Origin of the sequence: Glycocaulis sp. (genome assembly GCF_051859565.1) — a bacterium.
In the GTDB taxonomy this organism is placed as follows: Bacteria; Pseudomonadota; Alphaproteobacteria; order Caulobacterales; family Maricaulaceae; genus Glycocaulis.
This window is the reverse complement of record NZ_JBHYFK010000005.1, coordinates 186,857-210,515: the sequence shown is the minus strand read 5'-3', so window position 1 is coordinate 210,515 and position 23,659 is coordinate 186,857. Positions and strand designations below refer to the sequence as shown.

Here is a 23,659-nt window from a genome sequence, read left to right as displayed (position 1 = left end):
CCCTATCGACCGTCCGCCGGAGCAGACGGCGCGTCCATCATCATCCGCACCACGTCTTCAAGGCTCGATCCGCGCCCGTTCGTCGCCCGGCGCTGTTCTTCAGAGGCGTTTGCGTAGGCCTCCATGGCCAACGCGCGCATGTCGGCGGCGCTGCGGACAATCGTGGGGCGGATGAAGACGACCAGATTGGTCCGGCGGTCCGAGCGGCCCTCATTGCGGAAAGCGCGCCCCAGAACCGGCACGCGGCGCAGGCCCGGCACACCGCTATCGGCGCGCTGCTCGTCACGTTCGATCAGCCCGCCCAGGACGATGATCTCGCCATTATCGGCCAGCACCGTGGTCTCGATCGCGCGGTTATTGGTGACAAGCTCGGCAAAGGTCTGACTGACGGGCCCGGCAACGGATGACACTTCCTGACGCAGATGCAACCGGATCGTGTCGCCGTCGGAAATCTGCGGCTGGACGCGCAGCTGCACGCCCACATCCTGCCGCTCGATGGTACGGAACGGGTTGGAATTGTTCGATCCCAGCACCTCGCCGGTCGTGATCGGGATCTGCTGGCCGACAATGATGGAGGCTTCCTCATTGTCGAGCGTGAGGATGGACGGCTTAGACAGGATATTCGAGCTGGTATCGGCCTCCAGCGCATTCAGGATCGCGCCAAAGATCGCGCCGTTCGAGTTCTGCCCGCCCACCCCGATCAGCGCGCCGCTGGAGCGCAGCAGCGACTGGATCGCCGCCTCGCGCAAGCTTTCAGACGCGTCATCATCGCCGCGTGCAGCCAGCCCGCTCGCAACGGCCAGAATATCGGGCGAAGCGCCATAGCGTGTGGTCAGGAAGGGCGTGGAGCTGCCCGCATTGCCCGACAGGAGAAGCTGCAGGCCGAGATCGCGCGCGGTCTGGTCGGAAATCTCCACAATGATGGCTTCCACCAGCACTTGAGGGCGGCGTACATCAAGCTGGCGGATCACCAGTTCCAGCTCGCGCAGCTGATCAGGATCGGCGTTGACCACAATCGTGTTGGTGGGCGCGTGATGGGCGATGGAGGCGCGGCGTGCCGCCCCGCCCTCGCTGTCGGCGGGCGTGAGGCTGACCGAAACCTGTTCCAGGATCGGCAGCAGGGCCGCGCCATCGGCGTGGTTCAGCGCGATTACGCGGAAGCTCTGGTTGGAACGGCTGACCGCATCGACCCGGCGGATCAGCGCAATGATGTCCCGGACAGCGCTCATCTCGCCGCGGATCAGCAGCGTGTTGGAGGCAGGCACAGGTGCGATATTGAGCGCGAAGCGGCGATTGTCCTCCCCCTGGAAGGCAGGCTGGCGCAGGCGCTCGATAATGCGGGCCATCTCGTCAGCCGAGACGTTTTCCAGCGACACCATCTCCACGACGGTGCTGTCGCGGTCGAGCGCGCGCAGCGCCTGCTCGATGGCGGACACGTTGGAGGCATAGTCCACGATCACGACCGAATTGCCGCTTTCAAGCGCGCTGAGCGTGCCAACGGCGCTCGACATGGCCCCCAGCGTGCGCACGGCCTCGCGCGCACTGGCTGATTGCAGGCGCACAACGGAGGAACTGAACAGGCCTTCATCGCCCCCAAGCGGCGCGCCGGAACGCGCGCCTTCGCGCTCGGCGCGGATCTGGTAGACGCCCGGTGCCGTGGGCACGGCGCTGAAACCATGCACGCGCAAGGTGGCGAGGAAGACCTGGAAGGCCTCCTCGCGCGTAACCGGCCCTTGCGAGGTGATGGTGACGACGCCGCGTATCTGCGGGTCGACCACGAACGTATAGCCGGTCAGGGCGGCCATATCCTCGATGAAGGCTGTCATGTCCGCATTGCGGAAATTGAGCGTGGTGCGCTCCTCGCTCTGCGCAGCACAGACACCCGAGAACAGGACGAGGGACGCCAATATGGCGGCAATGCGGACAATCATGGGTTTGACCTTGTTTGCAGGGATAGCCGCTCGCCACCCCGTTCGAACTGCAGGCTGGCAGGCAGGGTGCCATCGGCCAGACCGGCCGAGAGCGCCGATACCCGCTCGGGACTGAGCGCTTCGCCCTCGACCGAGGCAATGATGTCGCCGGGCTGGAGCCCCAGAGCCGACAGCGCGGGCGGGATATTGTCGATGCGCAGCCCCTCACCGCCCGATTGCAGCGGGTGCGGCGACAGGCTGATACCGGCCAGCGTGACGGCTTGCAGCGGCTCGGCAGGCGCTGTGCGCCGGGTCCGCGCGCGCTCTGACAGGTAGAGCACTTCGCGGCTGCCATTGCGGCTTATGACCACCCGGTCACTATGAATCGCATCCAGCGTAACCCCGTCCTGCAGCGCACTGCCGGCGCGGTAACTGCGCTGCCCGGCGGCACCGGCCTCGATGATGGCACTGCCCTCTTGGGGCGTTGCGCCCGTGCGCACACCGAACAGCGCAAATCCGAGCCGGCTCTCGGGCAGTATCTCCACGCTGGGCGCGGCAGACCGGCCAGCCTGGCGGAAAAGCCCTGTGGCGGACGCAGAGGTCATCCGGGCGGCGCTCTGGCTGCTGCGCGCGTCGATGGCGGCTGAAGGGGCCGGCAAGGCGGTGGTGTAGCTGCCGTAGAGAAACGTCCAGACCAGCGAGGCCAGCAGCGCTGCAGCCAGAACCACAAGGGCAAGCTCGGTTGCAAACACCAGCGTGGATTCCACGCGGCGGGACAGGCCGGGCAGGCGCTGGAATCTGGCGCCATGGTCCATCTGGCTGCGCCCGGAACTGGTCATTGGCTCACGCTGTCCACCCGCTTTTGATCAAGCCGTGTAGCGCAAGTTCGTGACAGTCTTGCAAAGCCATATACTGGTTATGGCAGTATGCTGAGGATCGAAAACGCCCGGAGCCTTACGGTCCGGGCGTTTCCAATCATTTGACCTGCTTGGCCTAGAAGCTAGTCGACAGGCTCAGAGAGAAGGTGCGGCCGCGGTCATAGGTGTTGAACTCGGTCTCGCCAATCGTCTCGTTGCGCTGGTATTCACGGTGCTGCTCATCGAGCAGGTTGCGGCCCGAGAAGCCCAGCGAGAACTCCCGGCCCATCGCCTGGAAGCGGCGGCGGTACTGGAAGTCGAGCTGAATGCCCGGCTCGTCGATGACGTCGGGGAGGACGCCTGACGGCGAGTTGAAGCCACGTTGCAGGATACGCTCGTCCACCCAGTTCACCAGGATGGTGAACTGATCATTGTCACCTTCCCATCCGAGCTGCACGTTGACGATATTCTCCGGCGTGCCCTGAAGGTTCGAGCCATCAAGGTTGAAGAAGGAGGCATCACGCAAGGTGTTGCTGATCGGGTCGAGCACCTGCGTACCGGCCGGAGCGATGATCTCCGACTGGGTGTAGGTGTAGTTGACCGCAAAACGCCAGTCGCGCTCACGGAACCAGCCTATATCCAGCGGGAACTGGAAGTACTGGCGGTATTCAAGCTCGACGCCCTGCAGCTCGGCCTTGGGCGAGTTCAGGAAGGTGGTCTCGGATACGAAGGAGGCGGTCTCGAACTGGACCTCTTCGATCGGGTTGAGGATCTCCTTGTAGAACACCGCCGCGGTGATGAACTGGTCGCGGCCCAGATAGTATTCCAGACGCGCGTCGTAATTGGTCAGCTCGGAGTCCACGAGGCCGTCAAAGCCGCGGAAGCTGCGCTGGCTTTCAGGGTCGAAGAAGCCCGAATTGGCGAATTCGCGGAATTGCGGACGGGCAATCGTCTGCGAATAGCCAAGACGCAGCTGCAGGTCATTGGCGAAGTTCCAGGTCACGGTCGCCGCCGGCAGGACATAGTCATTGTCCAATGTAGCGCCGCGTCCCAGCTGGCCGAACCGGCTGAAGGTCTGCACGCTCTGCACCGCATCTTCATAACGCACGCCAACCGTTGCCCGGATGAAGCTGGTTATGTCGAAATCAGCCTGTGCGAACACCGCGTCCACATCCAGCTCACCGACATAGTTGGACTGGGTGTTCTGAACCTCGGTCAGCTGGAAGCGTGACGGGCCGATATTGTCCGGCGAGAACAGGAAGTCCGGCCGGGCGATCTGCGTGTCAGCCGGAAGCGAGTTGCCACCCGCCATGCGGAAGAACAAGGTGTTGTATTCCCGCTCGGTGCGCGTCGTGTCGCCGCCCACCGTCAGGACCAGCTCGCGCGAGCCGGGCAGGTTGAAGGTGTAGAGCAGTTCACCGCCGAAATTGATCAGATCGTCGGTAAGGTCTGTGAACTGGATTTCATAGCGGGCCGCCGAGGTGAAGGCGATATCGCCATTGGCCTGTTCCAGACGGGTCAGCTCCTGCAGGAACGGCGTCTCACGGGTCGCGCGCGCAACGGAACCGCGCCAGCGCGCTTCCAGATTGCCAAAGCTGTGATCGCCCGTGAGCTGGAACATGCCCAGCTCGCGTTCAAACCAGCCGGTGCTCTCCCGGTAGATCGGGCGGCCACCTTGCGCGTTGAAGTCTTCACCACGCGTAAGCTGCGTGTCCTTGCGCGAGGAGTGGACATAGAACAGCGTCGCGCCCAGCGCATGATCGCCACGTTCAGCCGACAGGGATACGAGCGAGTTTGTATTTGCTTCGTATGAGGTCAGGCTGGAGGTGAGGTCCGTACCAAGGACATCGCCGCGCACGCGCTGCCGCCGGGCGTTTTCAATGCTCCAGCCGGCATCAAATCCGGCCGCTCCTACGATACCCATGTCGAAACCGCCAAGCGTGAACGAATAGCCGCCATTTGCCGACACCGAATAATCCGGGTGGAGGTCCATGGACTGGACGACCAGCAGATTCGGGATCACGACGCTTTCGCTCACCGCTTCGAGTTCAGCAGGCGACAGGCTGTTGAGGGTCTGGCCGTTGCGCAGAACACTGGCGAGCGGACCTGGAATATCGCGATAGCCGCGATCATAACCCGTCCAGTCGGTGTCTGATCCGCGGTGGATAAGGCCGTTCTCGCCGGTGGTGACCGTGTTGTAACCGATGCTGCCCGAGACGTTGAAGAAGGGGTCAACCGGACGGCGGAGCGTGCGCAGGGTGATGAGACCGCCGCCGAACTCGCCGCCATAATTGGCTGAATAGGTTTTCTGGACGTCGACGCCGTCGAGCACTTCTGACGGGAAGAGATCGAGCGGAACGATCCGGCGAAGCGGTTCCGGGCTCGGCAGGGGAGAGCCGTTCAGAAGCGCGGCTGCATAACGGTCGCCGAGACCGCGCACATAGGCAAACCGGCCGCCAACAATGCTCAGACCGCTCAGGCGGGTCAGAGCGATGGCGGCGTTGGAATCGCCTGCGCGTGCGAGGTCTTCGGCAGACACAAAGCTGGCCACTTGCGCGGTACGGCGCTGGGGCTCAGGGATGAACTGGCCGCGCACCGAGATGGTCTCGACGGGTTCGGAGGCGCTTGTTGCCTCCTCGGCCTGGCGGGCAAGGGCTGACGGGGCCAGGAGGGCCGAGCTCGTCAGCAGTGCCGCGCTGAACAGGTAAAGCGGTTTCATGGGTTCGCAACCTTCATTGTATGGGATGGAGAGCAGGCAGGGACGCGCCGGGCGATGCCCGGCGCGTCTGGCTCATCGCCTAGCAGGTGCTTCCGGCTTCCAGACCGCAGGTCCAGTCAGCCCACCAGCGATCGCTCGAATTGCGAACCGCGCCGATATAGTCGACATCGTCGAAGTACGGATCGAGCGTGGTGACGTCGAACGCCTGACGGGCATTCTCGTTGGCGCCATTCACGAAGGTGTTGGTCAGCGTGCTGGCCGTGCCCGTGGTGTTGTTCGAACCACCCGAGACCGCCGCCGAAGCTGCCGCCTGATCGGAAGCAGCCGTGGACAGGCCGCCTGCGCAGTCGAACAGCACCGAGTCAAAGCTCGGATCGACGTCCACACCCTGGTAGCCAGCGACCCCGTTACCGGCTGAGGTTTCCCAGCGGAAGCACTCGGGACCGTAGCTCACGACACCGTTCACATACCGGCCAACCGTGCCTGTGTTCAGGCGGAAGGCGTTGGTGCGGTTACCCACAAAGGTGAAGTTGGAGAAAATGGCGTTGGACAGCGGGGTGACGCCCGGAGCCGAGCTGGAGGCTTCGACGATATTGTCGCCGCCACCGGCACGCTGGATGCCAAGAAGGAACTGTACGCGGCCACTCCAGCCATTGTCGGTGTCGAAGGAGTCATCATCCGCGCCCGTGACGACAAGGTATTTGCCGTTCACGGTGCCGCCGAACCACTCAATGCCGTCATCCGAACCGTTATGGACCTGGATGTATTCGAACACCGTGCCACGGCCAACGCTGCCCAGCGTGATGCCGTTGAGCTCGTTACCCGGCGCGATTTCAAAGCCGGCGAACTTGACTTGCACGAAGGTCAGCGAGCCCGAGCTGTCATCTTCCAGGATGCCGCCATAGAGCGCGTCCGGATTGGTAACGCCCTCGATGAGGTTTTCACAGTTGATGGAGCCAGGCACAGCCGCGTCGCGGCAGCGATTGGTCGGTGCCCGGCCGAGGATCACAAGACCACCCCATTCACCGATGGCCGAGGCGCGGTCACCTGTATTGGTGATGTCGTTCTCGGACGTCATGATGATCGGGTTCTGACGCGTACCGTTGGCAAAGATCTGCGAGCCGCGATTGATCAGGAGATAATCGGCGCCCGTCCGGCCATAGAGGGTCACACCGGATTCAATGGTGATGGAGGCAGCAAGCCCGTTTGCGGCATTGCCGTCCGCGCCCACGTCACGGCCGACCCGCACACCACCGACCAGCTCGTAGATATTGCCACGGGTCAGGCGGATGTCCGACGTGACAGTTCCCGTGAGGCGGCAGACATTCTGGCCGTTGCGCTGCGCGCCGGTATCCGTCGTGCCAATCGGGCACTCAGGCTCCGGGAACAGGCCGAAGGTCCAGCCAGCAGCCCAGTTATTGGTTTCGGTCTCGGTCGGGCTAAACGCGCCGATATAGTCAGCCGCCTGGAAGAAGCCGTTGATGGACGTCGCATCAAACGCGTCAACACCCTGCTCCGCCGGCCCCGGGAAGAGGCGCGACGCCAGCGAATTTTCGGCCTGGGTATTGTTGGCGTCGGCCGCAACAGCGGCAGCAGCAGCGGCAGCATCGTTGCCGGAACCACCAGACAGACCGCCTTCACAGTCAAACAGGACCGAGTTGAAGCTCGGGTCAACGCCAACGCCCTGATAGCCCGCCACGCCGTTGCCGGCAGAGCCTTCCCAGCGCATGCAGGCCTGACCGTAATCAACCACGCCGTTCACGTAGCGGCCTACCGTGCCGGTGTTCAGGCGGAAGGCATTGGTGCGGTTACCCACGAAGGTGAAGTTGGCGAACGTCGCATTCGACAGCGGGGTCACACCCGGAGCGGAGCTCGAGGCCTCGACGATATTGTCGCCGCCGCCGGCACGCTGGATCGCGATCACATACTGGTTGAAGCCGTTATAGCCATTGTCAGTGTCGAGCGAGTCGTCATCGGCGCCCGTCACGACCAGATAGCGGCCGTTTACCGTTCCGCCGAACCATTCAATGCCATCGTCCGAGCCGTTGTGAACGTGGATATATTCAAACGTCGTGCCCGAACCCACACCGGCCAGCGTAATGCCGTTCAGCTCGTTGCCCGGCGCGATTTCAAAGCCGGCGAACAGCACGCGCACATAACGCAGGATGCCGGAATTGTCCTGCGGGTTGTTGCCGCCATAGAGGGCATCAGGATTGGTCACGCCTTCGACGAGGTTTTCGCAATCCACCGTTCCCGGCGCCGCAGCGTCGCGGCAGCGATTGATGGGCGCGCGGCCGAGGACAACAATGCCGCCCCATTCGCCGATATTGTCGCCGCCAAAGTCCTGCGGATTGGCTGCGCGGCGGATCAGGTCCTCGTCAGAGGTCATGGTGATCGGCGAAGCCGCCGTACCGTTGGCCTCGATCTGCGAGCCGCGATTGATGACGAGATAGTCTGCGCCACCCTGGCCGAAAATGGTGACACCCGGCTCGATGGTGAGACGGGCCGACACGCCGCCGGAGCGGTTTCCGTCCGCGCCGACATCGGCACCGACATTCACGCGGCCATCAATGCGGTAGGCCACGCCCTCCACGAAGGGGAGGGTCAGGTTGTTGAGAATGTCGCCGGAGAGGACGCAGGTAGTCAGGCCGGCTACCGGCGTGCCGGTCGTGAAGCCGGTCGGGCAGGTGGCAGTGCCACCACCACCGCCGCCGCCGCCGCCGCCGCCACCGCCGCCCGGCGGGGTTCCGGGGTTGGTCGCACCGGGCGACGAGATGTTAGAGCCTTGACCGCATGATGCGGCAGCCAGGCCGAGCGCAAGTATGGCTGCGTATTTCTTCAACGACATGATCGTCCCCTCTGCGGACGCGCGTGGCGCGCGTCACCTGCAAATGTTTCAGCTCGCAGCGAGACAGGTATCCTCCCATCTCGACAGGGTATCCTGTTATACAAGATTCATGTCAGGCCGGTGACATGCATTGCAAGATTCTGGGATTCAGGGAGACCTTGCCCTTGCGCGGCGGCGGCCAACCATAAGGTGACGGCAACTCAGCGGGTTAAGGTGTTGCCATATTCCCGGCCGAGCGGATTTCATCCCAGGCCGCACGCATCATGCCAAGCCCGCTTGCGCCCGCCAGAACAGCGATCAGAGCGGCCAGAGGCAGGAACCACGGGCCGGCCAGATCGGTGAGCAACGAGACCATGTCGGGGTTGGCGGCGCCGACAAAAACGCTGCCCGTACTGGCGTTCAGCCAGATGCTCACCAGGGTGGGTTCTGCCAGTTCCGCCAGGAACAAGGTGAGGGATACCAGCGTGCAGACCCAGAGCAGCAAGGCGCCGACTGCCATGGTGACGGGAAGCAGCTGCGCGAAACGGTGACTGGCCGGCGGACTTGAGTGCCCGGTGGCAGCCATGTAGCTGCTTGCCAGCGCGCGCGGAGACCCCATCCGGCGGCACGCCTCGGCTTCACCGAGCGAGGCGCAGCGCTCTGCCAGATGACTTCGGGTTTCCGCCAGAATGTCTTCCTGCTCACCTGCAGGAAGCCCGCTCAGGGCCCGCGCAAGTTCACGAAGATAAATCTCGATCTGGGAAGTTGAGTTCACCGGCCTGTCCCGCAAGTCTGTCCAACTGCAAGCGAAACTCTGCCCATGCCTGGCCCATGGCCGACACGGCGAGCTTACCCTCGGCCGTGAGGCTATAATATTTGCGTGGCGGTCCTGTGACACTCGGCTGCCAGCGGGCGTGAATCCGTCCCTCCAGCTGCAATCTCTTCAATAGCGGGTAAATCGTCCCGTCAGAAATGCCCAAGCCTTCCGCGCCGGACAGAGCGTCGAGCAGCTCAATGCCATACATTTCCTTGCGGGCGAGCAGGCTCAAAACGGCAAACTCCGCCGCGCCCTTGCGCAGCTGTGCCTTCCAGCCCCCGATATCCAGTTGCCCTGCCGTCATCGCCAGATGATTACTGTGTTCGCAGCGCGTTGTCGCGCCCTGATGCACCCGGCACCTGGAGCTAAACCCACAGGCCCGCCCGCAGCACTATCCACGCCGCTGCAATGCCCGCCGCCAGGAACGGCCCGAACGGAATCGCGGTGCCGGCGCCGATCTCCCTGCCCGCCAGTTTCAGCGCCAGGACCCAGATCAGCCCGGTCATGCTGGCAAGGAGCAGGATTACGGGCAGGAGCGCCGCCCCGCACCAGGCACCGCCAACCGCCAGCAGCTTGGCGTCGCCCCGCCCAAGTCCGTCGCGCCCGCGCACGGCCCTGTAAGCCAGCTCCAGCGCGACAAGGCCTGCATATCCGATTACCGCACCCGCCAGATGCCAAAGGAGGGGGTCACCCAGCCACCAGGCCGCCAGCAGGCCGGCCGGGATTAATGGCAGGGTGAGCCAGTCCGGCAGGCGCATCGTCCGGACATCCATGACGGTCAGCGCCGTGAGGCCCGCCAGCAATACCGATCCGCAAACAATAGTCTCAACCGGCCACATGCCTCACCGCCCGGACGCCTCCGGAGCCTCGTCCGGTTCGATACGCGACCTACAGGAAATCCCTGTCAGCGGCTATACGGGCTCACCGCGCCTGCCTGGTCAGAAGGCGCTGTGTCCGGTGATCGCACGGCCCAGTATGAGGGCATGCACATCGTGCGCACCTTCATAGGTGTTGACCGTTTCCAGATTCATCACATGACGCATGACATGCATTTCGCCGGTGATCCCGGCGCCGCCATGCATGTCGCGCGCCTCACGGGCGATGGCGAGCGCCTTGCCGCAATTATTGCGCTTCATCATGGAGATGGTTTCGGGCACCCACGCGCCGCCATCGAGCTGTCTGCCCAGCGCGAGCGCGCCTTCAAGGCCGAGATAGATCTCGGTCTGCATGTCAGCCAGCTTCTTCTGGACGAGCTGACGCGAGGAAAGCGCGCGACCGAACAGCATGCGCTCGCCGGTATAATCGCGCGCCGCCTGGAAGCAGAACTCTGCCGCGCCCATCGCGCCCCAGGCAATGCCGTAGCGTGCCTTGTTGAGGCAGGAGAACGGTCCGCGCAGCCCCTTTACGCCAGGAAGGATGTTGGCCTCCGGCACGAAGACATCATCCAGCCCGATATCGCCGGTAATGGATGCGCGCAAGGACAGCTTGTCGGCGATCTTGTTGGCGGTGAAACCGGCAAAGTCGCGCTCCACTATGAAGCCGCGGATCGTGTCGTCCAGCTTCGCCCAGACGATGGCGAGATCGGATACGGGGCTGTTGGTGATCCAGTATTTCGAGCCGTTCAGCCGGTAGCCGCCTTCCACCGCCACAGCTTTTGTCTTCATCGATGCCGGGTCGGACCCGCCATCGGCTTCGGTCAGGCCAAAACAGCCCACCAGCTCCCCGGCGGCCATCTTCGGCAGGAATTTGGCTTTCTGCTCATCAGAGCCAAAGGCATAAATCGGGTACATGGCGAGCGATGACTGCACGCTCATCGCCGAGCGATAGCCTGAATCCACCGCCTCAATCTCGCGCGCGATGAGGCCATAGGCAACATGGCTGGCTTCAGCGCCGCCATAGGCTTCCGGCAGCATCGCGCCGAGAAAGCCCATCTCGCCCATTTCGCGCATGATGGCGCGGTCAAAGCTGCCCGTCTCGAAAGCCTCGACAACACGCGGCAGCAAGGCTTCGCGGGCATAGCCACGCGCGGCGTCACGCACCATGCGCTCCTCATCGGTCAGGCGCTCGTCCATGCCGAGCGGATCGTCCCAGCGGAATGTGCGCGGGGAGGAAGACGTGCCATCAGCCATATCAGAAGACCTTTTAAAGCAGGGTGGGGCTTGCGCCGCGGCGGGCGCTGCGATTTAAATGATATAAGACTATATCTTTTGAGCGGGCAAGCATGATGCTGCACGCTGGCAGATTCACGAGGCGCTCCATGGCGCAGGGCATGACCCTGGTTGAAAAGATCATCGCGCGCGCTGCGGGCCGGAGCTCGGTGCGTGCGGGCGAAATCGTGACCGTGGATATTGATCTGGCTTTTGCCCATGACAGCTCCGGCCCGCGCCGCTGGGCGCCAATGCTGGAAGAGCTGGGTGTGGGCCTGTGGGATCCTGACCGGGTCGCCATTGTGTCAGATCACTATGTCCCGGCCGTCGATGCGGAGAGTGCGTCGATCCTGAAATTCACCCGCGATTTTGCCGCCGCGCACGGCGTGAAGAACTTCTTCGACATGGTGGGTATCTGCCATCTCGTCCTGCCCGAACACGGCCTGATCCGTCCCGGCGCGGTCATTGCGGGCGGCGACAGCCACACACCCATGGCGGGCGCCTTTGGCACATATGCAGCCGGCTACGGCGCCACCGACATGGCCGCCATCGTCGCCACCGGGCGCACCTGGCTCTCGGTGCCCAAAACAATACGGATCGAGTGGCGCGGCGCGTTCGCCGATGGCGTCGCCGCCAAGGACGTCATGCTCTTCCTGTGCAGGGAGCTGGGGCTGGACAACGCTTTCAAGGCGGTCGAATACGCCGGGCCAACGGTAGAGGCGATGGGCATGGCCGAGCGCATGGTGTTGTGCAACATGGCTGCCGAGCTGGGTTGCGAAACCGGAATCGTCGCGCCCGATGGCGTAACCTTCGACTATCTGCGCGAAATTGGCGCGCCGGTCGAGGATGAGGCGGCGGCGCGCGCCTTCGCCTCGGATGCCGATGCCCGCTACGCAGCGCGCCATACGTTCGATGCCAGCGCGCTGGAGCCGCAGATCGCCGCCCCGCACAGCCCGGACCGGACCTTGCCGGTCTCCGGCCATCAGGGCGTGAAGATCGATCAAGCCTATATAGGCGCATGCGTGGGCGCGAAGATCGAGGATCTGCGCATGGCGGCGCGCGTCCTCAAAGGACGTAAAGTGGCCCCCGGCACGCGCCTGCTGATCGCGCCCGCCTCTGCACGTACCACCACAGAAGCCAGCGCTGACGGTACACTGCACGCACTGACCGAAGCCGGTGCCATCCTGCTGCCGTCGGGCTGCGGCGCGTGTGCGGGCATGGGCGCGGGTCTGCTGGCGGAGGGTGAGACCTGTATCTCGTCCACCAACCGCAACTTCAAGGGCCGCATGGGCGCGAAATCCGCGAATGTCTATCTGGGCTCGCCCTACTCGGTTGCCGCAGCGGCGGTTGCCGGTCACATCACCGATCCGCGCGCCATGCTGGAGGGGGTGGCGCCATGAGCGGCAGGGCTTTCGTATTCGGCGACAATATCGACACGGACGTCATGGCGCCGGGCTATCTGATGAAGCTGCCGCCAGAGGAGCTGGCCAGCCATTGCCTCAGCGCCATTGATCCGGATTTTGCCCGCCTGGTGCAGCCGGGAGATTTCGTTGTCGGCGGGCAAAGCTTTGGCATTGGCTCATCGCGTGAGCAGGCGGCCGTGTCGCTGAAACTGCTGGGCGTGAAAGCGGTGATCGCCCGCTCGTTTGCGCGGATTTTCTGGCGCAACGCCATCAATCTGGGCCTTGTCTGCATCACGCTGGACGAAGCACGCCATATCGCGGCGGGCGACCGTCTGTCGCTCGATCTGCAGGTCGGCACCCTGTTCAACCACACGCAGGACACGCGCTACAGCTTTGCGCCTCTGCCCGCTCACCTGACCGGCATGATCGCCGATGGCGGGCTGATACCCCATCTGAAAAAGCGCCTCGCGGCGAAGGGAGAGCATGCATGAGCCTTACCCTGAAACACAGGCTGGCGAGCGGCCCTGCCCTTCTGGCACCGGGTGTCTATGACGCGCTGTCGGCCTTGCTGGCAGAGCAGGCCGGGTTCGAGGCTGTCTACCTGTCCGGCGCATCTGTCGCCTATACCCAGCTTGGCCGGCCCGATATTGGCCTTGTCAGCCTGGATCATCTGGCCGATGTGACCCGGCGCATCACCGAGCGCGTAAACCTGCCGCTGATCGTCGATGCCGATACCGGCTTTGGCAATGCGCTGAACGTCCAGCGCACGGTGAAAATGCTGGAGCGCGCGGGCGCCTCTGCCATTCAGCTGGAAGACCAGACCTTCCCCAAGCGCTGCGGCCATCTGCGTGGCAAGGGCGTCATTCCAGCCGCCGAGATGGAGGGCAAAATCCGCGCGGCGGTTGATGCGCGGTACTCGGGCGAAACCCTCATCATTGCGCGAACCGACGCCATTGCCGTTGAAGGCTTTGACGCGGCGATGGACCGGGCCGAAGCCTTCCTCGAAGCGGGGGCGGACGTGCTCTTCATCGAGGCCCCGCGCGATCTGGACCAGATGCGTCAGGCCGCGACGCGTTTTGCCGGGCGGGCGCCGCTGCTGGCCAATATGGTGGAAGGCGGTGATACGCCGCTCAGCAGCGTCGAGGCGCTGTCAGAGCTGGGCTACCGTCTGGTGATTTCGCCCGGCGCGCTGGTACGCGCGCTGATCCCGTCGGCGGAGGCATTCTTCGCTGCACTCAAAGCTGATGGTTCGACAGGCGCAGTGCGCGGCCAGATGACCGACCTTGCCGGGGTGAATGCCCGTATCGGGCTGGACGAGATGCTGGCCACGGGCCAGCGTTACGAAGCGTAACCGGAAGGCCATCAGACATGACGACCGCCGATCCCAATCTTTATGATTACTGGCCCTATCGGGACCGCCCCAAAATCGAATGGCCCGGGGGCAAGAAGCTCGCCTTCTGGATTGCGCCCAATATCGAGTTCTACGAGTTCAATCCGCCCGTGAACCCGAAGCGTCCCGGCTGGCCGCGCCCGGCGCCGGATGTGGTGGGCTATTCCCAGCGCGACTGGGGCAATAGGGTCGGCCATTGGCGGCTGATGGAGCTGATGGACAAGTACGCCCTTCGCGGCTCCGTCTCGCTCAATATCGCCCTGTACCAGCACCACCCGGAGATCATTGAAGCCTGCGCCGCGCGAGACTGGGAGTTTTTCAGCCACGGCATCTACAACACGCGCTATTCCTACGAGATGGACGAGGCGCAGGAACGCGCCGTCATCGAGGACTCCATCCGCACCGTGCACGAGGCTACCGGCCAGCGTATTCGCGGCTATCTCGCCCCTGCCCTGACCCATACTCCGCGCACGATGGACCTGATCGCGGAGTATGATTTCTGGTACACGTGCGACCTGTTTCAGGACGATCAGCCCCAGCCGCTGAAGACACGCTCCGGCAAGCTTGTCTCCATGCCCTACTCGCTGGAGGTCAATGACGTCATCACCTATGGCGCGCTGGCGATGACGCCCACACGCTACGCCGATGTGCTCAAACGCCATTTCGACGAGCTTCTGGCCGAAGGCGCGCAGAGCGGCACGGTGATGTGCATTCCGCTGCACGCCTATCTGGTCGCCCAGGCCCATCGTATCGGCCCGTTCGAGGACGCACTTGCCCACATAACCGCGCACAAGGACGAGGTGTGGTTTGCCACCGCCGCCGAGATCGCCGGACATTTCCGCGAAAACTATTGGGAACAGAGCCTCGCCGACATCGAGGCCAGGGGCTGCAAACGCGCCGGAACGGGGTTTGATGATGCCGCTGCCTGAGGACTATCTCGAATATCAGCACCGCCGCCACGGCATGGACCAGAGCCTGTATGACTGGCGTCCGTCTGGTGAGCGCAAACCCGTCACCTGGCCGGGCGGCAAGGCGCTGGCAGCCATGATCGTGGTGCCGGTCGAGTGGCACCGTCTCAACCCGCAAGGCAAGCCGTTCCGCCATCCCGGCGCGATGATGACGCCCTGGCCGGACCTGCGCCACTACACAACCCGCGACTATGGCAACCGGGTGGGCATTTTCCGCCTTCTGGACGCGCTGGCAGCAACCGGCCTGCAAGCGACTGTCCCGGTCAATGCCGTGCTGCTGGAGCGCGCCAGGCCACTTATCGAGGCAATCAAGGACGCCGGGCACGAAATCGCCGCTTACGGTCTGGAAGCCGACCGCATCCACTGGAGCGGGCTGGAGGCAGGCGAGGAAGAGCGCTGGATCGGCGAGACGCGCGAGGCGTTCGCCCGCGCCGGCCTCAGCCCTCGCGTCTGGATGAGCCCGGCGCGGCAGCAATCCTTCGACACGCTGAAACTGATTGCAGAACACGGCTTCGATGTCTGCCTCGACTGGGAGCAGGACAGCGTGCCGGTAGCGATGCGCACGCCCTCCGGCGAGGTAAGCGCCGTACCGCTCTACAACGAGCTTGATGACCGCACCCTGCTCATCGACCGCCGCCAGAGCGAGGATGAGTGGGCAGACCAGATACTGGAAGCCGCCCGTCTGATGATTTCAGAAGCGCCGCGCGCCGGAGGTCAGGTGCTCTCCTTCTCCCTCACCCCCTATGTCAGCGGGCAGCCCTTCCGCATGCATGCGGTGCGGCGCGTGCTGGAAGCGCTGGTCGGCAATCATGATGTGTGGAGCGCTACAGCCAGCCAGATTGCCGGGGCGGCGCGCTAGCGCGCTGCCAGCCAGTCCATCACTTCCTGCGCGGACACGACATCGGCATATTTCAGCTGGAGGTCGGTGAGGTTGGCGTAGTGATAGCTCTCATGCTTGTCGGCCACACATTCTTCGGCAACGATGGTGCGGTAGCCATGGCTGAGGCTGTCCACAGCTGTCGCCCGCACACAGCCTGATGTGGAGCCGCCCGTTACCAGCACCGTGTCGACCTTGTGCCAGACCAGATAGCTCGCCAGCGGGGTCTCGAAGAAGGCAGACGGCATGCGCTTGGTGAAGACGAGATCGCGCGCCTCGTCTATCTCGCAGCGCGGATCGAATTTATGGCGCTCACTCTCATAGCGGATGTTCTGCAGGCTGTCGGGCGTATCAGTGCGCGTCCCCCAGACACCGGCATCGCCCGAATCTGGCTTGTAGGCCACATGGCTCCAGATGACCGGCATGTCCTTCTGCCTCGCGAGGGCGCTGATCCGGTTCACAAAACCAATCTGGTCGGGGTGCGTGACATAGGCCGTCTTTGGAAACAGGTCGGGCCGGGTATAGGCCTGCTGGAAGTCAACATTGACCACCGCCAGCTTCTCACCAAAGCCAAAGCGCGCCCGCGCCGGATTGGCCTTCACCGCTTCGAAAAGCTCTCGCGCCGTCTTGTCCTCGCGGACCATGGTGGGCTGGAATACGAGATCGGCCATGTGTCACATCCTCTCAAATCAGGCTGGTCTAAATGTTATAAAAGTAGGCCATTTAAGCAAGCTGCCAGCGCTGCGGCCCGGCCGCCCGCCACCAGCTTGCACGAACGGCTTGCTGATAGGACCCAACGCGGGACAGTATCAAAGAAAAAGGGTGACGCCCCTGGTGGCCGCCTGCCCTGATGCCGGAGGATGACGACTTGCCAAAATCCCAACAGGCCGACGCCGCGTCAGAGGTTGGCCGCCGCCGTCTTGGTTCGTCGCAGACCACCAGCCTGCCCGTCTACCACCAGCTCTACACGATACTGCGCCAGCAGATTCAGGACGGCATGTTCGACCGCGACCAGCCTTTGCCGCCGGAAATGACGCTGAGCAAGACCTATGATGTGTCCCGCGTCACCGTGCGGCGCGCGCTGGAGATGCTGGAACGCGAGTCGCTGATCGTGCGCCGCCACGGCGTCGGCACATTCGCGTGCCCGCCCGGCGGAGAAGGCGGCAATGAACGCCTGGCCGGACTGGTGGAAAACCTGATTACGCTGGGGCTGGACACCACCGCCAAGCTGATCGCGTTTGACGCCGCAGCGCCGGTTCCATCGGTGGCCGCCGCTGCGCTGAACCTGAAACCCGGTTCCCCTGCGCTGCGCATTGAGCGCCTGCGCTATTACAAGTCCAAGCCCTTGTCGCTGACGACCCTGTTTCTGCCAGCCGCGTTCGCGTCGCGGATTTCGGAAAAGGAGCTCGATGACCGGCCGGTCATGCGCATTCTGGAAGCAACCGGCATCAAGGCGATGCGCGCCGAGCAGACGATCAGCGCCGTGGCCGCCGATGACCGCGCGGCAAACCGTCTCTCGGTCGGGGTCGGCGCCCCTCTGATCCGCCTGCGCCGTACCGTGTTCGACGAGGCCGGACAGCCCTTCGAGCACCAGCAGGGCCTCTATAACCCTGACCAGTACGAGTACCACATGCTGCTGACGCGCGATAACAGCTCAAGCCGGCCGCAATGGCGCCATATCGGATAGACCCATGCCACGTGTACTGATCACCGGCGCCAGCCGGGGTGTCGGCCTGGCGCTGGCCGGTGTGTTCGCTGAGCAGGGTTGGGATGTCGTAGCGACCTGCCGGGAAGGCGCAGCCAACTCGTCCCTCGGCGAGCTTTCACGCCAGTATGCCGGGCAGATTCGTATCGAAACGCTGGATGTCAGCGACGCCGCTTCACTGGACGCGCTGACGGGATCACTCGACGGCCTGCCCATCGATATTCTGGTGAATAATGCAGGTATAACCCATCGCGACACGCAGCTGGGTTCGCTCGACTACGACGCCTGGCGCGCGGTTCTGGACGTGAATTTGCTGGCGCCGGTGCGGGTCACGGAGGCATTGCTGGAGAACGTTCTGGCGAGCGATCAGAAAAAGATCGTGGCCATTTCCAGCAGCCTCGGATCGATATCCCGGACCAGCAGCGGCAATTATTTCTACCGTACCAGCAAGGCCGCGCTGAACATGGCGATGCGCTCGCTGGCGCATGATCTCAAAGAACGGGGCGTGACAATCGCACTGCTCAGTCCCGGCTATGTCGACACGGATTTCACACGCGGCGTGGGCGGCCAGAAAGTCTCTACCGCCGAGAGCGCGCAAGGCCTGTTCGAGGCGATGACAGCGATGACCATCGCCGATTCGGGCCGTTTCTTCCGCTATACGGGCGAGGATCTGGACTGGTAGCTCAGCCCATTCCCAGCTTGCGCAGCGGCACATCACCAACAGGGATCGTCACCGTCTTCTCGTCAGTGAAGAAATCGCGCGAGGCTGCCGCGCCATCCCGGCCAATACCGGAATCCTTGATGCCGCCGAACGGCGCGCGCAGCTCGCGCATCAGCGGCGTATTCACCCACATCAGGCCGGTGCGCACATTGCGGCTGATCCACAGCGCCGTATCGAGATTCTGCGTCCAGGCATAACCGACAAGACCGAACTGGGATTCGTTTGCCAGCGCAGCCGCCTGCTCACGTCCGGAAAACTTCAGGAAGGCCGCGAACGGGCCGAAGATTTCCTCCTGACAGACACGGCTGGCATTGTCGGCGGCCAGCACGGCGGTCGGCTCCATGAAGTAGCCATCGCCCTCAATGGCCTTGCCGCCGGTGAGCAGCTTTGCACCCTGGCTTTGCGCGATGTCGACATAGGACAATATGTGCTCGCGGTGGCGCGCCGAGGCGATCGGGCCAAGCTCGGTATCATCGGCCATCGGATCGCCGATTTTCAGCTTGCGCGCACGCGCTACAAACGCCTCGACGAAATCATCGAAAATCGGCTCTTCCACGAGGATGCGCGAGCCTGCGAGGCATTGCTGTCCATTGTTGGAGAAAATGCCCAGCAGCGCGCCATCGAGCGCGCGCTCCAGATCGGCATCGGCGAAGATGATATTGGCCGACTTGCCGCCCAGCTCCACCGAAGCCGGCTTCAGGCGCTTGCCGGCGGCCTGCATGATGGTGCGCCCGGTGGCCGTGCCGCCGGTGAATGCAACCCGGTCGATACCGGGATGATCCACCAGCGCCACGCCCGTCACGCCCCCGCGTCCATTGACCAGATTGACCACACCGGCGGGTACACCGGCCTGATGAATGATCTCCACAAGCCGGGCCAGCGATAGCGGCGTCTGTTCTGACGGCTTGAGCACGCATGTATTGCCGAAAGCGATGGCCGCCGCGATCTTCATGGATGCCAGCGCCAGCGGTGCGTTCCAAGGCGCGATCAGCGCCGCGACGCCGGCCGGTTCGCGTGTGACGAAGGTCAGGTAGTCGCGGTTCTGCGTCCAGACCTCTCCCGGCTGCTGGCTGATCACTTCGGAGAAGAATTTGAAATTGTAGGCCGCGCGGCGGATGTGGCGCTGACGCACCTCGCGCATGACGATGCCGGTGTTCAGGCACTCCAGATAGGCGAGCTCCTCGTCATGAGCCAGGATCGCATCGTGGATGGCTTGCAGCACCGCCTGACGCTCCTCGATGGCCAGGCGCGGCCACGGACCGGAATCGAACGCGGCACGGGCGGAGCGGACAGCCTGATCCACTTCGCGCTCGTCGCTTTCGTGCAGCTGGGAGACGATCTGCCCGGTGCCGGGATAAAAAACGGGGATCACATGGCCATTGCCGCCGGGCACAAAGCCGCCATCTATGAAGGCCGTCACCAGCGTCGGGGTGGCGGCGGCAGGCTTGTCATTGGCACCAGAGGCGGATTGAGCCATGGGCAGGATCCTCGTCGAAAACGGGTTCAGCGCTGGTCCCGGCGGGACCTGCAGATGTATGACTAAAAATACGACATGAGGCGCTCCGACAAGTCAACGGACCTGCTGCATCGCCCCTCCACCTTTCATTCTATCTCTCATTCAGCGCTTTGGTCAGTCCGTGGGGGTTGCCGAACTGCTCGCACAAACGTATCAAGAAACAGACAAGTGGGGTAGAGGACTTCATGCAAAAGCTTGATACGCAGGTCATTATCGTCGGTGCAGGTCCGGTCGGTCTGGCGGCGGCGCTGCGCCTGAACGCATTTGGTATATCGTGCGTCGTTCTGGAAGCTGAACCCACATTACCAGAGGACTTGCGCGCCTCGACATTCCACCCTCCGACGCTGGACATGCTGGACGAGTATGGAATCGCCAAGCCGCTGATCGATCAGGGCCTGGTCTGCGGCTCCTGGCAGATCCGCCAGCACGAGACGCATGACCGCGCGGTCTTCGATCTTTCGCTCCTAGAAGGTGAAACCCGCCACCCTTTCCGGCTGCAATGCGAACAATTCCGCCTGTGCCATATCCTGGCAGATGCGCTCGCCAGCGCACCTTTTGCCGAGATCATGATGGGCGCGCGCGTAGAAGCGGTCACGCAGAGCGACGACGCCGTGCAGGTGCGCGCCATCAAGGATGGCGAAGAGCTCTCGATCAGAGGCCGTTACCTTATCGGTGCAGACGGCTCGCGCAGCACGGTACGTGAACAGGTTGGCCTCACACTGGAAGGGCTCACCTATCCGGAAACCACCATTCTGGCGATCACCGACTTTCCGTTTGAAGAGCACCTGCCGGGCCTCTCCAACGTGAACTATGTCTGGCGCAATGGCGGTACATTCTCGCTTTTGCGGCTGAAGGAATTCTGGCGGTGCTCGCTGTACCCGTCAGAGGGCGAATCCATCGAGGAGGCGCTCACGCCCGAAAGCATCCAGCGCAAACTCAATGCCATCGTGCCGCGCAATGAACCCTATAATGTCTTCGAGATACGCCCCTACCGGGTGCATATGCGTATCGTGTCCGACTACCGCCGCGGCCGTGTCGTGCTGGCAGGCGATGCGGCCCATGTAAACAGCCCGAGCGGGGGCATGGGCATGAATGGCGGAATACATGATGTGTTCAACCTGACCACCAAGCTGAAACGCGTCCTGGCCGGAGAATCGGAAGATCTGCTTGATCTCTATACCCGGCAACGCCGCCCGGTGGCCGAAGAGGAAATCCTCCAGCAGGCAGACCGCAACCGGCGCCGCATGCAGGAGCGCGACCCCGAAAAGCGGCGCGTGATACTCGACGGGCTGAAAGCCGTCACATCAGACCCGGTAAAGGCCAAGGCCTATATCATGCGTTCATCAATGATCGAGGGTTTGCGCCGGGCCGAAGCGACAGCGTGACGCCGCACTATTCGGGCGGCAGCGCATCCAGCTCTTCCTGAAGCACATAGAAAACTCTCTGGTTGAACGCCTCATGGCGCTCGCGCCGGGCCGCCAGTTGCTCAGGCGTTGGCTGATAGGCATCTATCGTGCCCGGCTCGATAACGGACTTGCCAGCCAGCACCGCCTCAAGGCTGTGAACCCGCTCAGACAGCACCGCGACCTCTGCAGCCAGCGCCGTGATGATCGCCGTCAGGCGATCATTGGCCGCATCTTCAAAGAATACCGGGCGGGGAGCTTTAGGGGTCGACGACATGGGATATTCCTGTTTTCGAGAGAGACGGGTAAGCGGGGTCTAATTCTGGAGAGAGGCCATAAGGGCCGGAAAACGATCCAGCAGCCGCTGGCGCCAAGGCGCTTCTCCGGCCAGCCAGTCCAGCGGTGAGGAAGGCTGTCCCAGCGCGGCATTGGCTGCCCAGGCTGTACACAGATTGGATGACAGCATCGGGATATCTGCGTCCAGCGACGCAACCGCCAGAGCGGGCAGGCTCGGCGCGCCTGTTCCCAGCGCCAGCACGACATCGCCCTCCATCCGCGCGGCCAGTTGCAAGGTGCGTAAGATTGCACGCGCATCGCGCGAATAGATGGGATGGCCAGATGCCGCAGGCGGCACTGACAAAACCTTGCGTACGTCCATACCTTGTGCCGTCCACCATTTCACCGCCGCAGCGGTAAGACTGTCCGGATAAGGGCTGACGAGAACCAGCCTGCGTGCGCCCAGCGCCGTCACCGCATCGCTCACCGCATTGGCGGCGGAGATAAGCGGCATATGTTTGCCCGTATGATCGAGAAAACGTCCCGGCGCGTTCGCTGGAGGAACAAGATAGCTGGAGCCTGTGCAGGCAAAAATCGCCGCATCCAGCGGGGCATTGCCAAAGGGCGCCATCCATCGGGCCATCTCACCGGCATAGCGCTCCAGCCGGACGTGCATGTCAGGCTCAGCAATGTGCATGCGCGTTGAAAGCAGATTGATGTCCGGCCCCAGCAGAACCGAGAGTTCCGGTTCGGCAGTCGGGTTTTCAGCCGGAGTCATCAGCGCGATGACCCCTGACCTGCCAAGGTCGGGTCTGGGCTGCGAAAGGGCTGGATGGGCGGCTCTGTCTGTCACAAACTCGATCCGTCAGCGGAAAACATCTGGCACCTTGATCTTCTAAGATGTATTTATTTAAATACAAGTTGTCCATATCGAGTGCCAGCTAGCAAAGCGAGACCGCCCGATGATCATCGACCGCACTGCCACCCATGACATTCTGGCCCGCCCCAACCATGACGAGGCAGCCCGCACCCAGTATGTCGTGCAGCTCAAGCGCCGCCTGACGCAGCTTCAGCCGGGCAATGAAAAAGTGTTCCGCGCCCGTGCAGCCAAGCGGCACGAAGCAGCGACCGGCCAAGAGCCGCATAGCCAGGCAGAGATCGGCGAGGCGATGGCTGTTGATCCTTACTACCAGCTGTGGAGCGCGCTCAGCTGCAGCGCGCAGGAGCTGATGTGGAACAGTGTCGAGGAAACCATCCAGCGCGACCTGCCGCGCATGCAGGAAGCCGCCTCGCGCTTCAGCAATGCCCCGGCTGGCGGCACGCTGTCGCTGGCCCGTGACTTTGACGCGCCCGATGATGCCTTTGCGGCCCATATTCATGGCCAGCCGGGCGGCTATATGCGCGATGCGGGCGGCAACGACATCATCGCCGGCGCGCTGTATGAGAGCGGCGGCAACGCGTTTTCTGCCGGCACCGGCATCGGCGCGAAAGACAGCAAGTCAGCGGCCGTGATCGATTTTCTCGAAGAACGCTATGGCACGATGCGGCCCTTGCGCATTCTCGACCTTGCCTGCTCGGCGGGAGGTGCGTCTGTTGGTTATGCGGCGCGCTTCCCGGACGCGGAGGTTCACGCCGTCGACGTGGCGCCAGCCATGCTGCGCTACGCCCATCTGCGCGCCGAGGCCATGGGCCTGAAAGTGCATTTCCACCAGATGGACGCAGCGCGCTTGGATTTCGAGGACGAGAGCTTCGATCTCGTCATCTCCCACAACATGATGCACGAGGTCTCGCGCCCCATGCTCGGCAAGATTTTCGCCGAGGCCCGCCGCGTTCTCAAGCCGGGCGGGGTGGTTGTTCACCAGGACGTGCCGGTGAAGGGCGCCGACTTCTCCGAGTTCGAGAAGTTCATGTTCGCCTGGCAGACCAAAAACAATAACGAGCCGTTCTGGGATGACTTCCTGAACGCAGACGTCCCCGCCGTCATGCGCGAAAATGGCTTTGCCGATGACGAGGTGGTCGAGACCACGGTAAAAATGCGCGACGGGCCTCGCTCCTGGTATCTCGTTCTGGGCGAAAAGCCGGATGCCAGCGGGCAACGCGGCACCGCCCTTACGTCCTGACAC

21 protein-coding genes are annotated in these 23,659 nt (G+C 63.3%); 9 read left to right on the top strand and 12 right to left on the bottom strand.

Translation table 11 applies throughout. The features are described from left to right. Positions 1-2 precede the first annotated feature (2 nt). The 8 genes from gspD to ACTIGC_RS09140 all read right to left on the bottom strand — a co-directional run bounded on the left by gspD (position 3) and on the right by ACTIGC_RS09140 (position 11,259). Entirely contained in the window at positions 3-1,931 is a 1,929-nt protein-coding gene (gspD, locus tag ACTIGC_RS09175) for a type II secretion system secretin GspD (protein WP_439634108.1), read from the bottom strand. Next, positions 1,928-2,749 (bottom strand): type II secretion system protein N, encoded by an 822-nt coding sequence (locus ACTIGC_RS09170; protein WP_439634107.1) that lies wholly within the window; start codon positions 2,747-2,749, stop codon positions 1,928-1,930. The genes gspD and ACTIGC_RS09170 overlap by 4 nt, the downstream gene beginning before the upstream one ends. A gap of 154 nt (positions 2,750-2,903) precedes the next feature. Then, positions 2,904-5,486 carry a TonB-dependent receptor domain-containing protein gene (locus ACTIGC_RS09165; protein ID WP_439634106.1) on the bottom strand — a complete coding sequence of 861 codons (2,583 nt, stop codon included), beginning with the start codon at positions 5,484-5,486 and terminating at the stop codon, positions 2,904-2,906. A 79-nt stretch (positions 5,487-5,565) separates the two neighbouring features. After that, a complete protein-coding gene (locus tag ACTIGC_RS09160) occupies positions 5,566-8,334 on the bottom strand; it encodes a hypothetical protein (protein WP_439634105.1) in 2,769 nt (922 codons plus the stop codon). A 208-nt stretch (positions 8,335-8,542) separates the two neighbouring features. After that, positions 8,543-9,088, bottom strand: coding sequence for a DUF1700 domain-containing protein (locus ACTIGC_RS09155; RefSeq protein WP_439634104.1), 546 nt, complete (start codon positions 9,086-9,088; stop codon positions 8,543-8,545). Next, entirely contained in the window at positions 9,051-9,482 is a 432-nt protein-coding gene (locus tag ACTIGC_RS09150) for a PadR family transcriptional regulator (RefSeq protein WP_439634103.1), read from the bottom strand. Before ACTIGC_RS09150 ends, ACTIGC_RS09155 begins: the two co-directional genes overlap by 38 nt. A 13-nt stretch (positions 9,483-9,495) precedes the next feature. Beyond that, positions 9,496-9,969, bottom strand: a complete 474-nt coding sequence (locus ACTIGC_RS09145) for a prepilin peptidase (RefSeq protein ID WP_439634102.1) — start codon at positions 9,967-9,969, stop codon at positions 9,496-9,498. A 99-nt stretch (positions 9,970-10,068) separates the two neighbouring features. After that, complete coding sequence (locus tag ACTIGC_RS09140) at positions 10,069-11,259, bottom strand: acyl-CoA dehydrogenase (RefSeq protein ID WP_439634101.1); 1,191 nt, start codon at positions 11,257-11,259, stop codon at positions 10,069-10,071. 140 nt (positions 11,260-11,399) lie between these two features. On the opposite strand from ACTIGC_RS09140, the gene ACTIGC_RS09135 reads away from it, so the two are divergent. The 5 genes from ACTIGC_RS09135 to ACTIGC_RS09115 are packed head-to-tail and all read left to right on the top strand — an operon-like array spanning position 11,400 to position 15,897. Next, positions 11,400-12,677 (top strand): 3-isopropylmalate dehydratase large subunit, encoded by a 1,278-nt coding sequence (locus ACTIGC_RS09135; protein WP_439634100.1) that lies wholly within the window; start codon positions 11,400-11,402, stop codon positions 12,675-12,677. Beyond that, positions 12,674-13,171 carry a 3-isopropylmalate dehydratase gene (locus ACTIGC_RS09130; RefSeq protein WP_439634099.1) on the top strand — a complete coding sequence of 166 codons (498 nt, stop codon included), beginning with the start codon at positions 12,674-12,676 and terminating at the stop codon, positions 13,169-13,171. The genes ACTIGC_RS09135 and ACTIGC_RS09130 overlap by 4 nt, the downstream gene beginning before the upstream one ends. Beyond that, a complete protein-coding gene (locus ACTIGC_RS09125; protein WP_439634098.1) occupies positions 13,168-14,031 on the top strand; it encodes an isocitrate lyase/PEP mutase family protein in 864 nt (287 codons plus the stop codon). Before ACTIGC_RS09130 ends, ACTIGC_RS09125 begins: the two co-directional genes overlap by 4 nt. Positions 14,032-14,048: 17 nt before the next feature. Further along, the gene (locus ACTIGC_RS09120; protein ID WP_439634097.1) at positions 14,049-14,999 is read left to right on the top strand and encodes a polysaccharide deacetylase family protein; all 951 of its coding nucleotides are present in this window, start codon (positions 14,049-14,051) and stop codon (positions 14,997-14,999) included. Further along, the gene (locus ACTIGC_RS09115; protein ID WP_439634096.1) at positions 14,983-15,897 is read left to right on the top strand and encodes a polysaccharide deacetylase family protein; all 915 of its coding nucleotides are present in this window, start codon (positions 14,983-14,985) and stop codon (positions 15,895-15,897) included. The genes ACTIGC_RS09120 and ACTIGC_RS09115 overlap by 17 nt, the downstream gene beginning before the upstream one ends. Here the strand turns inward: ACTIGC_RS09115 and ACTIGC_RS09110 are convergent. Then, entirely contained in the window at positions 15,894-16,559 is a 666-nt protein-coding gene (locus ACTIGC_RS09110) for an isochorismatase family protein (RefSeq protein ID WP_439634182.1), read from the bottom strand. The two genes, ACTIGC_RS09115 and ACTIGC_RS09110, sit on opposite strands and share 4 nt — an antisense overlap. Before the next feature lie 224 nt (positions 16,560-16,783). Between ACTIGC_RS09110 and ACTIGC_RS09105 the strand changes: the two genes are divergently transcribed. Both ACTIGC_RS09105 and ACTIGC_RS09100 read left to right on the top strand, forming a co-directional pair. Then, positions 16,784-17,602, top strand: coding sequence for a GntR family transcriptional regulator (locus ACTIGC_RS09105; RefSeq protein ID WP_170175450.1), 819 nt, complete (start codon positions 16,784-16,786; stop codon positions 17,600-17,602). A gap of 4 nt (positions 17,603-17,606) precedes the next feature. Then, positions 17,607-18,302 (top strand): SDR family oxidoreductase, encoded by a 696-nt coding sequence (locus ACTIGC_RS09100; RefSeq protein ID WP_439634095.1) that lies wholly within the window; start codon positions 17,607-17,609, stop codon positions 18,300-18,302. 1 nt (position 18,303) lies between these two features. Here the strand turns inward: ACTIGC_RS09100 and ACTIGC_RS09095 are convergent, their stop codons facing one another. Beyond that, on the bottom strand, positions 18,304-19,818 hold the full coding sequence (locus tag ACTIGC_RS09095; protein WP_439634094.1) for an aldehyde dehydrogenase: 1,515 nt from the start codon (positions 19,816-19,818) through the stop codon (positions 18,304-18,306). 224 nt (positions 19,819-20,042) lie between these two features. Here ACTIGC_RS09095 and ACTIGC_RS09090 point away from each other — a divergent pair, with 224 nt between their 5' ends. Further along, positions 20,043-21,242: an FAD-dependent oxidoreductase gene (locus ACTIGC_RS09090; RefSeq protein ID WP_439634093.1), complete on the top strand. Its 1,200-nt coding sequence runs from the start codon at positions 20,043-20,045 to the stop codon at positions 21,240-21,242. A 7-nt stretch (positions 21,243-21,249) separates the two neighbouring features. Here ACTIGC_RS09090 and ACTIGC_RS09085 read toward each other — a convergent pair whose 3' ends face one another. Beyond that, positions 21,250-21,537 (bottom strand): hypothetical protein, encoded by a 288-nt coding sequence (locus ACTIGC_RS09085; RefSeq protein ID WP_127565699.1) that lies wholly within the window; start codon positions 21,535-21,537, stop codon positions 21,250-21,252. 39 nt (positions 21,538-21,576) lie between these two features. Then, the gene (locus tag ACTIGC_RS09080; protein WP_439634092.1) at positions 21,577-22,314 is read right to left on the bottom strand and encodes a hypothetical protein; all 738 of its coding nucleotides are present in this window, start codon (positions 22,312-22,314) and stop codon (positions 21,577-21,579) included. Positions 22,315-22,498: 184 nt separating this feature from the next. Here ACTIGC_RS09080 and ACTIGC_RS09075 point away from each other — a divergent pair, with 184 nt between their 5' ends. Continuing rightward, positions 22,499-23,656, top strand: a complete 1,158-nt coding sequence (locus ACTIGC_RS09075; protein WP_439634091.1) for a class I SAM-dependent methyltransferase — start codon at positions 22,499-22,501, stop codon at positions 23,654-23,656. Positions 23,657-23,659: the final 3 nt, after the last annotated feature.